Below are 10,815 nucleotides of genomic sequence, written 5' to 3' on the forward strand. Positions count from 1 at the left end.
CGCGCTCCTCGTTCGCTGTCGGGATAGGGTCAGGCGGCCGGCGGCGGGGCTTCCGCCGCGCCCTGCTTCAGGCGCGCCATCTGGGCCTCGTAGGCCGCCAGGAAGGCCTGGCCGAACAGGCTGTGGAAGTCGTCCTCGGCCTCGGCGGCGATGGTGCCGTACAGGGCCGTGAACTGGTCCCACAGCCGGGCCTTGCGGTTGGCCGCGAACAGGCTGTCGAGCGCCGAGCGGGCGGCGATCTTCTTTTCGAGCGCCTCGGGGCCGAAGCGCTCGATCAGCGACGCCAGCGCCGCGCGCAGGCCGACCATCACGCCGAACTGGTGGGCGCGCAGGTCGTCGTAGGCATCGCGCATGGCCGCCTCCGCCGGCATGAAGCCGCGCAGCGGCGGGCCGAGCAGGTGGCCCAGCGCCACCTCGACCGTCGGCGAGAACTTGAGCGGGTTGTTGGCCTGGGCCGCGATCATGGTGACCTCGGCCCGCACCTCGCGCTTGAGCTCCTGGCGGGTGAGCAGCAGCTGCAGCGTGCCCTCGGTGGCGCTGCGCAGCATGACGCCGACGCGCTCCATGAGCGCCGGCGTGAGCTGGGCCGGCGGCTGGTGCATGCCACCCAGGCCGCGCAGGAAGGCGGCGAGCAGTTCGCCGGCGTCGCCGCTCGCGTCCGCAACGGCCGGCATCGGCGGGGATGCCGGCGCCAGCAGATCGACGAAGCCGCCCGAGGCCACGGCAGGGCCGAAGGGCTCGTCGCCGAGCAGGTCGGCGAACGGATCCGGGACCGCGCCGGCTGCGCCCGCGCCGGGCGGCGTCTGCACGGGCGCCGCGCCCGCCCGCGGCGCGGAGGGCGGCATGGCGGCGGCCGGTGCGGCCGGCCTGGGCGCCGGCGCCCGTCCGATGCGGATGGGCTCGGCGGCCGCATCACCGCCAGCGCCGCCGCCTTCGGCCTCGCGCGGCGGCGTGAAACCGAAGCGGCCGATGGGCACATGGTCGCTGCGCGGCGCCTGGCTGGCGGGGGCCGGCTGCGCGAAGGCCGCCAGCGGATCGGCCGCGCTGCCCGCCGTGTTGGGCTGCAGCAGCGGGTCGGCCAGCGGCGACAGCGCCAGCGGGTCGCTGCCCGGCAGCCCGGCGCCCATGCCGAACAGGTCGTCGATGCGCTGCGCGTTGGCCGTGGGGTGGGAGGCCGCGGGCAGGCCGAGGTCGGAGAAATCGTCCGGCAGGGCCGGCGCCGCGGGCGCCGGGCCCAGCAGTCCGGCGAAGGGGTCGTCCGCCGGCGCGGTGGCGGCCGGGCCGGGCACCGCGCCCAGCGGGTCGGCGAAGGCGGCCGGCAGCGCCGGCGCGGCCGCGGCGGCGTCGCTGCGCCTGGCCGGCGACGCCGCCGCCGGCGCGGCCGGGCCGGGCCCCAGGCCAGCCAGCAGGTCGGCGAAGGGATCGTCGCCCGCTGCCACGGGCTGCGGCGCCGGCGCCGGCGGCCCGGCGGTGGCGGCCGGGCCGGGCGGGAGCGCCTCGGCCGCCTCCACGGCGAGCGCGAAGGTGCCGATCACCAGCTGCTCGCCGCCGCGCAGCTCCACCTCGTTGCCCGCGCCCACGGGCCGGCCGTCGCACTGCAGCGGGTTGCTGCCGCGGTCGACGAGGAAGAAACGCCCGCCACGGCAGTTCACCTGCGCATGCACCCGGGAGACGGTGCGGTCCGGATCGTCCAGCACCAGCGCGTTCTGCGGCGCGCGGCCGATGGTGCCGCCCGCGGCGCCGAAGGTGGCCATCGCGCCGGGCGCCATGCGGCCCTGGTGTCCGGTGACGCGGATGCGGATCATGGCCGGCCCTCCGCCTGCACCGGCGCCGCCGCCGCGGCCCTGGCCATCCGGCCGAGTTGAAAGCCCTGCCGCCTGGATCGTCCAATGCGCACCATGGTCCCGTTCCTCGCTTCAAAGGGTTGCCGCATGCTGGTCTCCTCGCTCATCGCCGCCGTACTGGCCGCCTGCACGGGCGGGCCTCGGGAGCAGCCGGGCGACCAGCCGAATGCGCGGCTGGTCGAACTCGTCAACGACAGCCTCGACGGCCACCTGCGCCGGCTCGATCCGGCCTGGTCTCCCGAGTACCTGCCCCAGGCCGCCGCCCATGCGCGCGCCTGGCTGCAGCGCGTGCGCAGCGCCACCGCCTACTGCCGCTACGGCCCTGGCAACCGCACCCGGCACAACCTCTTCCTGTATGACCTGGAGCTGGTCGACGGCCAGCGCATCGAGGCCGTACCGGGCTTTCGCCGCTGCACCTACGAAGGGCCGCTGCCGCTGGTGATGCAGGTGGACTTCGAGGCGGGGCGTGCCCACCGGGTGCTGACGGATGGCCGCGAGCGGCGCTCGCCGGTGGCGCAGGCGGCCAACGACATCGAGGCCTTCACCACCGCGCTGCTGCGCGTGGACCAGGCGCGGCAGCCGCAGCTGTACCGGCCGCCGCAGGACGTCGGCGCGCAGTGGCGCCGCTGAGGGCGCGGGCGGCCCCATGCTCATGGCGCCAGCAGCAGCACCAGCGTCTGGCTGGGCACCGCGCGCACGCCGGGGCAATTGGTGCTGTTCTGCAGCGAGGTGCTGCTCAGGCGCGTGCCCGGCATGTTGTTGAAGAGCACGGTGAAGGCGCCGGTCAGGTGCCGGCTCGGACCCATCACCGTGCCGGAGGCCACGCCCAGCAGCACGCCCGCGTTGTCGCCATTGGTCATGGGGATGGTGGTGCCCAGGTTGTGCACCGGCATGCCCAGGACCAGGATGGTCGGGCAGTTGGGGATGGCCATGGGGCCCAGGGCGATGTTGGGATAGGGAATGGGCAGGGGCGAGGGCGCGGCCGGCGTCATGCACACGTCGGGGAAGCCCATGTCCATGCCCATCATCTGCGTGTTGGCGAACATGGCCGTCCTCAGCCGAAATGGATCTGCGCGCCGCGCGTCTTGACCAGGCCCGCGCCGTCGGTCAGCACCGTGGGCGCCTCGATGCGGGCCAGTGTCTCGGCCTGCAGCTGCAGGGTGCCGGCCTGCACCTGGTCCAGGCCCTCGGTGTGCCGATGGTGCGACTGCCCCTGCTGGAACCAGCGCTGCACCACGGCGCAGAACTCCTCGCCGACCCATCGGGTGCTGTTCACGGTGCTCTGCAGCAACTGGCCGACGGCGCGCAGGGTGCGGAAGCCCACGCGCACTTCGCCCAGCTGCAGTGCGGCCTCGGCGGCCTGCACCTGCAGGGCGGCCGTCTCGGCCCGCCAGCGCCCGGCCACCTCCAGCCGCATGTCGCCTTCGAAGCGCAGCACCGCCGGCACCGGCGCGGCCGCGGGCGCATGGGCCAGCACGAAGACGATCCAGCCCGCGGCGGCGCCGGCGGGCCGGTCGGCCGGCGCCGCGATCCAGCCCACGGTGTCGCCCGGCCGCGGCACGAGCAGGCAGCTGGCGGCGCGCAGCAGCGGCACGGCCTCGGCGCCCGGGCCGGGGTCGACCCAGAAGCGGTCCTGCTCGGCACGCAGGATGCCGCCGACCTGCATGGGCGCGGGCGCGGCGCCCGGCGCCCGGGCGGCGGCGCGGCGATGGGCGGCGGAGGAAGCGAGGGTCATGGCGGGCTCGGGGTGAAGAAGCGTGCGGCGGCGGTCGTCGTCATGCGAAGCGGCGTGGGGGGTGTTTCGTGTCAATGCATGGGCTGCCAGGTTTCGGCCGCCGCCAGCGCCTCGTCGTCGCCCAGGCTGTGGGGGCCGGCAAGGCGGTCGCGGTCGCTCTGGGCCACCCGGTGCAGCCGGGTGCGCATGGTGCGGGCATCGCGCCAGTCGGCGCCCTGCAGCCGGGCGCGGGAGAAGTCGGCTTCGCTCAGGTCCGCACCCACGGCCGACATGCCGGTGAGCACGGCATCGGCGAAGTAGGCCTGCGCCAGGCAGGCGCGGGCGAAGTCGGCCCCCGGCAGCTGCGCGGCCTCGAACACGGCCTGGCGCAGGTCGGCGCCGGCGAAGCAGCAGCCCTCGCCCTGCGCCGCCGGGAACAGCGCGCGCGCCGCGCGCACCTGGCGGAAGCTGGCGCCGCCCAGGCGCGCGCCCTGGAAGTTGCACTGGCGCAGGTCGGCACCGTCGAAGCTGCTGCCCGCCAGCACGCATGCGCTGAACTGGCTGCCGCCGAAGGCCTGGCCGTCGAAGCGGCGGCGGCTGAGGTCCACCTCGTGGAAGACCACGCGCTCGAAGGCGGCGCCGGCCCAGTCCAGCCCCGCCAGGGCGCAGGCGGAAAAGCCGCCGTGGCGCATGCGGCTGTCCTGGATGCTGGCGCCCTCCAGCCGGCAGCCGCTCCACTGGGTGCCGTCCAGCCCGGCCTGGCGCAGGTCGCCGCCGCGCCAGTCGCAGCGATGCAGCAGCGCGAGATCCAGGCAGGCGCCGGCTGCGCGCGCCTGCGCGAAGTCGCATTCCACCAGCGCCGCCTTGTGCAGCACGGCGCCGGCCAGCAGCACGTCGTCGGCCAGGCACTGGTGGAAGGTCGCGGCGCGCAGCCGCGCACCCTGGAAGTTGGCCCGCGACAGGCGGCAGCGGTCGAAGGTTGCCTCGCGCAGGTCGGCGCCGCGGAAGTCGGCATCGCTGAAGTCCACCTCGTGGAACACCGCGCCGGCCAGAGCGCCACCGGCATAGCTGCCGCCGCGCAGGTCGCGCCCGGCGATCGGTTCGCCGAAGTGCACGGCGAAGCCCAGGGTCTCCAGCTTCATGCGGCGTCCTCCGCGGCGGCGAAGGCCGCCTGCTGCTGCGGGCCGAGCCGCGGCCACGTGCGCGCACGGGTGAGCAGCCCGCCCTCGAAGCGGGTGTCGCCGTCCAGGCGCACGCGCGACAGGTCGGCCGCGTGCAGGTTGGCGCCACGCAGGTCCGCGGCGCGCAGGGCCGCGTTGTGCAGCACCGCCTTCATGAGGTTGGCGCGCTGCAGGTCGGCCCGGTCGAGCCGGGCCCGCACCAGCAGGGCGCCGCGCAGGTCGGCGCCGGGCAGCGCCGCCTCGCGCAGGTCCGCCAGCCGCAGATGGGCGCCAGCCAGCTGCGCCTGCGCCAGGTGCGCGCCGCGCAGCCGCACGCCGGCCAGGTTGGCCTGGGGCGCCTGCACGCCGTCGAGCCAGGCGCCGCTGAAGTCGCAGTCGGCCATCACGCCGGCCTGGGCCATGTGGGCGCCGGTGAGGCGCAGGCCCGCGGCCTCGCAGCCGCTGAAGGTGGCCGAGGCCAGCTGCGCGCCGCGCAGGTCGGTGCCCGCCAGCCGGCAGCCGATGAACTGCGCGCGTGCCAGCCGGGCGCCCGCCAGCACGGTGTGCCGCAGGTCCAGGCCGATGAAGGCCTGGCCCTCGGCCTGGGCCTCGGCCGCATCCACCTGCAGCCAGCGGCTTTCCTCCCAGCGCGCACCGGCGAGCAGGGCGCCGCGCAGTTGCACCCGGTCGAGCACCGTGTGCGCGAGGATGGCCGCGCGCAGGTCGCAGCGGTCCAGCACGGCGCCGGTCAGCGCCGCCCGGCCGAGGTTGGCCCCGGTGAAGCGCGCCGCCACGGCCACCAGGCCGGTCAGGTCGGCATGGGCGAGCACGGCATGCGAGAAGTTGGCCCCGCTCGCGTTGGCGCCGCGCAGGTCGGCACGCTCCAGCCAGGCCTGGGAGAAGTCGGCGCCGCGCAGGTCCATGCCCCGAAGGTCCGCGCCGGTGAGGTCCAGGGCCGCCAGCGGCATGCCGCGCGCCAGGGCCCGGGCGATGTCCTGCCGCAGGCGGGCGGCGGCCTCGGATGCCATGGCGCCGGCCGGCGGCTGCGCATGCGCCGTCTCCAGGTAACGCTGGCGCTCGGCGGCCTCCACCTTGTCGAACAGCAGGCCCTGGCGTTCGGCGGCCTGCCCCGTGGCCGGGCCGGCGGGCTGGGCCTGCAGCCATTCCTGCAGCGCCACGACGGCGCTGAAGCGGGGCGGTCCGCGGTGCGCCGCTGCGGCCAGGTCGATGCCCTGGGCCGCGGCCTCGTCCTCGGCGGCCATCACCTGGCTGGCCGCGCGCTCCAGCGCCTCCTTCACGGCCTGCTCGCTCTTCTCCTGCTGCGCGATCAGGTAGTCGGGCAGTTCGTGCGGGGCGGGCACCGGCTCGGCCGGCGGCATGCAGATGCCCAGCGCGTCCGGGTCCAGGCCCTGGGCGCGGGCTTCGAGCCGGGCATCCTCCACCAGCCATTGGGCGCGCCGGCGCTGGGCCTGCGCCTGCAGGCCCTCCACGGCCAGCGACTGGCGGCTGCGGTCCAGCTCGGCATCGGTGGCGGCGATGCCGTCGGGCATCAGGTCGCGCTCCCGCAAGGCATGCAGGCCGCCGTGGCGCGGGTCCTGCCGGCGGTCCCAGGCCTGCGCGTAGTGCGCGTCCTCGCGCGGGCTGTCCACCTGCTCGATGGCGCCCATGAGGCCGTCGACCTCGAAGGCATCGTCGCTGTCCACCTCGGCCAGGCCGTGGAAGATCAGCACCGCGCGCAAGGCATGCGGCAGGAACCACACGGTGCCCAGCCGCAGCGGCACCTCCTTCAGCGCACCGCCGGTGCCGGGGCGCCGGTAGCGGGCGAAGCAGCGCGCCCGCAGCCCCGGCAGGCGGCCCTGCAGCAGGGCATGCTCGGGATGCAGGTTCTCGAGCAGGTAGGGCTCGTCCCCGCGCAACGGGGCCGGCAGCCACTGGTCCTGCGGCGCGAGGTTGAAGTGCCGCCAGTCGATGTCGGGCGGAAAGCCCGGTGCATGCTGCTGCAGCCAGGCCGCGTCGTAGGTGCCGCGCCAGCGCGCACGCGCCGGCCACATCGGATCCAGTCGGCCGAGGCCCGCGGGCGCGATGGGCCGGTCGCCGCGCACCGCCCGGTCGCCGGGATGCTCCACCTGGGGCAGCCAGTGGATGCCGTCGCCGCCCGCGCCCAGGCCAAGGCCCAGCGGGTTGTCCGCATGGCCCGGGCCACCGAAGGCATGCGCCCAGTCGATGGGCACACCGTCGCAGGCCTCCGGCGGCGTGCTGCGGTCCACCGCGGACCAGGCGCGGCGGCCATGCACCAACAGGGTCTTGGCCACCGGGCCCAGCTGTGCACGCACGGCGCAGGCACCGGCGCGCCGTCCGTCGGCCTCGCGTGGCGCATAGGCGCGGCCGTGCACCAGGAACTCGGGCTGCAGCTTGGCCACGCCTTCGTCGACGAGCGGGCCGTCGGGCATCTCCTGCGGCAGCAGGGTCCACAGCGACAGGTCGGTCATCGGCAGGGGCGGCCCGCCGGCCGGGTCCAGCGCGACGTTGAGCATGGCGCTCACGCACAGGCCGAAGCGCCCGCCGAAGCCGATGGGGCGCGTGGCCAGGCCGAGCAGCAGGGGCTTGTAGACGGTGAGCATGCGCGGCGCCCTGCTAGGTCTTGGCGGGCGGCGTCGCGATGCCCGAATGGTCGCCGGCCAGGCCCCCCGCCACGCCGCCGGCGACCGCGCCGAGCGGCCCCAGGACCGCGCCGCCCGCGAGCGCCCCTGCCGCCGCGCCCTTGACCATGCCGGCGCGGCGGCGCGCCAGCCGCGCGAGCTCGGTCATGCCTTCCTTCTGGCATTCCTCCGCGGCCTGCTCGTACTGCGCCACCGCCTGGTAGGCGTCGTAGGCCGCCATGACGCCGGGGCCGCCCATGGACGCGCCCATCAGGAAGGCCGCCACGTCGCCCGCCCAGCCGGTCAGCGGCGTGGGCGCGTCGGCCCCGCCGCCCGCGCCGCCGCCCGGCACGAAGTTCTTGACCGAGCTCATCTCGATGCTGATGCCCGCGGCCGTCGCCAGCTTGATCGCGGCGCAGTTCTCCATCTTCACGCCCACGAAGTTGCCAATGTCCAGCGCCAGCGCCGCCGCCATGTTCATGCCCACGAAAGTGCTGCGGGCCATGGCGATCTTGGTGTCCGACGCGATGCCGATGTAGGCATTGGCGTTGTTGCCCATGATGCAGTCGTTGGCCTCGACCACCGTGCGGTTGAAGTTGGTGCCGAAGTACTTGAAGGTGTCGGCCTTGAACTTGTGTTCGCCCTGCACCCAGTCGCTGCGGCTGCCGTTGCTGGTGATCTCGGTGGTGCCGAAATTGAGCTTGGCCTCGGCGCCCGCCGTCATGTGCAGCGTGGTTTTGGCCTGCAGCGCCAGGCTGCCCAGGGTGAAGGTGGCCGGGCCGGTGTCCACCGCCAGGCTGGCCGACTTCTGCGTCATGGCGCCCGTGACGCCCAGCGCCATCGTCTGGCCGATGTAGGTCTCGACCTTGCCGGCGATCTCGTTGAGCTGGCCGTCGGCGCCGATGATGTTCTGCTGGTGCTGGCCGATGTGGTTGTACTGGCACCACGTCACGTTGGTGTGCTGGTGCTGGTGCACCACGTTGCGCTGGTCCTTGACGACCTCGCGCTTCTCGTTGCCCCGCGTGGTCACCGTGCGGTCGTTGACCACGGTCACCGACTGGTCGTGGCCGACCGTGGTGGCGTCGTCCGCCTCCACCGAGCGGCTCATGTTGCGCTCGGCATGGATGTTGATGTTCTCGGACCCCTTCTTGTCCTCGAACATGATCTCGTTGTAGTTGGACGGCCCGCCGTTGGGCGTGGAGCGCGTCTTGAAGCCGCTCTGCGTCGGGCTGCCGTAGGGGATGGGCTGGTCGTCGTTGTAGACCCGGCCCAGGATGAACGGCCGGTCCGGGCTGCCTTCCATGAAGCCGACGATCACCTCCTGCCCGATGCGCGGCGCGAAGTAGCCGCCCCAGCCCTTGCCCGCCCACGGTTGGGACACGCGCAGCCAGCAGCTCCACTTCTGGCCCTTGTACTGCTCGCTGTCCGGCTCGTAGCGGTTCCAGTAGAAGAACACCTTCACGCGGCCCGTGTCGTCCACGTACAGGTCCTGGCCGTTCTCCGGCTGCTCCTCGCCCTTGGGGCCGACGACGATGGCCGACTGCGGGCCGGGCATGCGCACGCGCGGCGTCAGGCGCGGCGGCTTGAAGCTGATCTCCGCGGGCAGCGCCGTCACCAGGAAGAGGGCCGTGCCGCGCCGGCCGGTGTGCAGCAGCGGCTCCTCGCCGACGATCCGCGCCACCAGGTCGAGGTTGCCGGCGTTCACGGCGTCGTCCGCCATCAGCGCGCGCAGCTGGCCGCCGGCCGAACCCTCGGCGAGGGCCATCGCCAGGCCCTCGTAGCCGGAGTGGACGGCGACGAAGCTGCAGCCCGCGACCAGGTAGTCGCCGTCGCGCGCGCCCGTCGGGTCGCCATGGAAACTGAAGGTCCGCCCCACGGCGACGTCGGGCCAGTGCGTCAGTGCCCAGTGGTGCCGGCGCGTGGCGCTCATCTCGTCCAGGCGCGACTCGCCCTTGTGGCCCGCGGCCTCCACGTTGAAGTAGCCGCCGGGAAACTCGAAGACCTCCAGGTCGGCCAGTTCGTGCGCGGCCGAGGCATCGCCCTCGGACGACAGCGTGGTGCGGATGCGCTTGAAGTTGCGGTCGCGCGAGGCATAGCGGCCGCTCTCCAGCGACCGGGTGTCGCACCAGCGGATCACGTCGTTGAAGCGCGGCTCGCCGCCGTTGGCTGCGGCGAATCCCAGGTCGTTCACCACCGGCAGCTTGTCGTGCGCGGAGCCGGGCCCGTCGGCCAGCAGCATCGTGCCGGGCATGTCGTGGGCGTCGAACCAGTAGTAGATGCCCTCGTCCTCCAGCAGGCGCGAGACGAAGGCATGGTCGCTCTCCTCGAACTGCACGCAGTAGCCGCGCGACGGATGCGTCCCCGCGACGCCGCCGGGGTTGACCTTCTTGAAGCGCTTGATGGCGCTGTCGTCGAAGGTGGCATCCATCACCTCCAGCGCCGTCCTGTCCTGGTGGATGCGGCAGTTGGTGCGCTTGGTCAGCAGCCAGAACCAGGATCGCAGCTGGATGCGGTAGGCGAAGTAGCGCCCGGCCGGCCCGACGCGCACCACGCGCACCGCATGGCCCTGGCAATGGCGCCGGTGCACGCCGTCGTGCGGATCCGTGAATTCGATGACGACGTCGAAGGCATGGCCCAGCACGTCCAGCGGATCGATCTGCTCGCTCGGCGAGAGCACCGTGAGCTCGTAGGCGCTGGGCCGCGACAGGCCTTCATGCCCGACGATCGACCAGAACAGCATGTCCGCCGCCGCCGGCGACTCGGACTCGATGGTGTAGCCCTGGATGCTCATGGTGACTGCCGTGCCCGCGCCGCGCTCAGGCGAAGCCGTAGCTGAAGCCGCCGTCCGCCACGCCCACCTTCACGCCCGCGATCGGCCGGCCTTCCATCATCCGCGTGAGGAACTCGCGGCTGATGTCCGGCAGCATGGTGTTGGTGAGGATGGCGTCGATCATCCGGCCGCCCGATTCGCTCTCGGTGCAGCGGCTGACGACCAGCCTGACGACGTCGTCGCCCACCTCGAACGGGATCTTGTAGCGGGCCTCGACCCGCTTCTTGATGCGGCCCAGCTGCAGCCGCACGATGCTGCCCAGCATCTCGTCCGACAGCGGGTAGTAGGGAATGGTCACCAGCCGGCCCAGCAGCGCGGGCGGGAAGACCTTGAGCAGCGGTTCGCGCAGCGCCTTGGCCATCGACTCGGGGTCGGGCATCAGCTCGGGGTCGCGGCACATGCTGGCGATCAGGTCGGTGCCGGCGTTGGTGGTGAGCAGGATCAGCGTGTTCTTGAAGTCGATGGTGCGGCCTTCGCCATCCTCCATGAAGCCCTTGTCGAAGACCTGGAAGAACAGCTCGTGCACGTCGCTGTGCGCCTTCTCCACCTCGTCCAGCAGCACCACGCTGTAGGGCTTGCGGCGCACGGCCTCGGTCAGCACGCCGCCTTCGCCGTAGCCCACGTAGCC

General features: G+C 73.8%; 8 protein-coding genes. 1 reads left to right on the forward strand and 7 read right to left on the reverse strand.

Annotation, left to right across the window (positions count from 1 at the left end):
- Positions 1–29 precede the first annotated feature (29 nt).
- Positions 30–1,805 (reverse strand): type VI secretion system-associated FHA domain protein TagH, encoded by a 1,776-nt coding sequence (tagH, locus tag NS331_RS05515; protein ID WP_058641008.1) that lies wholly within the window; start codon positions 1,803–1,805, stop codon positions 30–32.
- Positions 1,806–1,931: 126 nt separating this feature from the next.
- Here tagH and NS331_RS05520 point away from each other — a divergent pair, with 126 nt between their 5' ends.
- Entirely contained in the window at positions 1,932–2,474 is a 543-nt protein-coding gene (locus NS331_RS05520; RefSeq protein WP_058641009.1) for a hypothetical protein, read from the forward strand.
- Between the two features lie 20 nt (positions 2,475–2,494).
- Here the strand turns inward: NS331_RS05520 and NS331_RS05525 are convergent, their stop codons facing one another.
- From NS331_RS05525 to NS331_RS05550, 6 genes are all read right to left on the reverse strand, one after another.
- Positions 2,495–2,890: a DUF4150 domain-containing protein gene (locus NS331_RS05525; protein WP_058641010.1), complete on the reverse strand. Its 396-nt coding sequence runs from the start codon at positions 2,888–2,890 to the stop codon at positions 2,495–2,497.
- A gap of 8 nt (positions 2,891–2,898) precedes the next feature.
- Entirely contained in the window at positions 2,899–3,579 is a 681-nt protein-coding gene (locus NS331_RS05530) for a DUF3540 domain-containing protein (RefSeq protein ID WP_058641011.1), read from the reverse strand.
- 71 nt (positions 3,580–3,650) lie between these two features.
- A complete protein-coding gene (locus NS331_RS05535; protein ID WP_058641012.1) occupies positions 3,651–4,700 on the reverse strand; it encodes a pentapeptide repeat-containing protein in 1,050 nt (349 codons plus the stop codon).
- Positions 4,697–7,339, reverse strand: coding sequence for a DUF2169 family type VI secretion system accessory protein (locus NS331_RS05540; protein ID WP_058641013.1), 2,643 nt, complete (start codon positions 7,337–7,339; stop codon positions 4,697–4,699). The genes NS331_RS05535 and NS331_RS05540 overlap by 4 nt, the downstream gene beginning before the upstream one ends.
- Positions 7,340–7,352: 13 nt before the next feature.
- Positions 7,353–10,148 (reverse strand): type VI secretion system Vgr family protein, encoded by a 2,796-nt coding sequence (locus NS331_RS05545; RefSeq protein WP_058641014.1) that lies wholly within the window; start codon positions 10,146–10,148, stop codon positions 7,353–7,355.
- A 25-nt stretch (positions 10,149–10,173) separates the two neighbouring features.
- Positions 10,174–10,815: AAA family ATPase (locus tag NS331_RS05550; protein ID WP_153012754.1), on the reverse strand; the 642-nt coding region annotated here is incomplete at its 5' end.

The sequence above is a fragment of the Pseudacidovorax intermedius genome (assembly GCF_001476815.1).
GTDB lineage: Bacteria > Pseudomonadota > Gammaproteobacteria > Burkholderiales > Burkholderiaceae_C > Xenophilus > Xenophilus intermedius_A.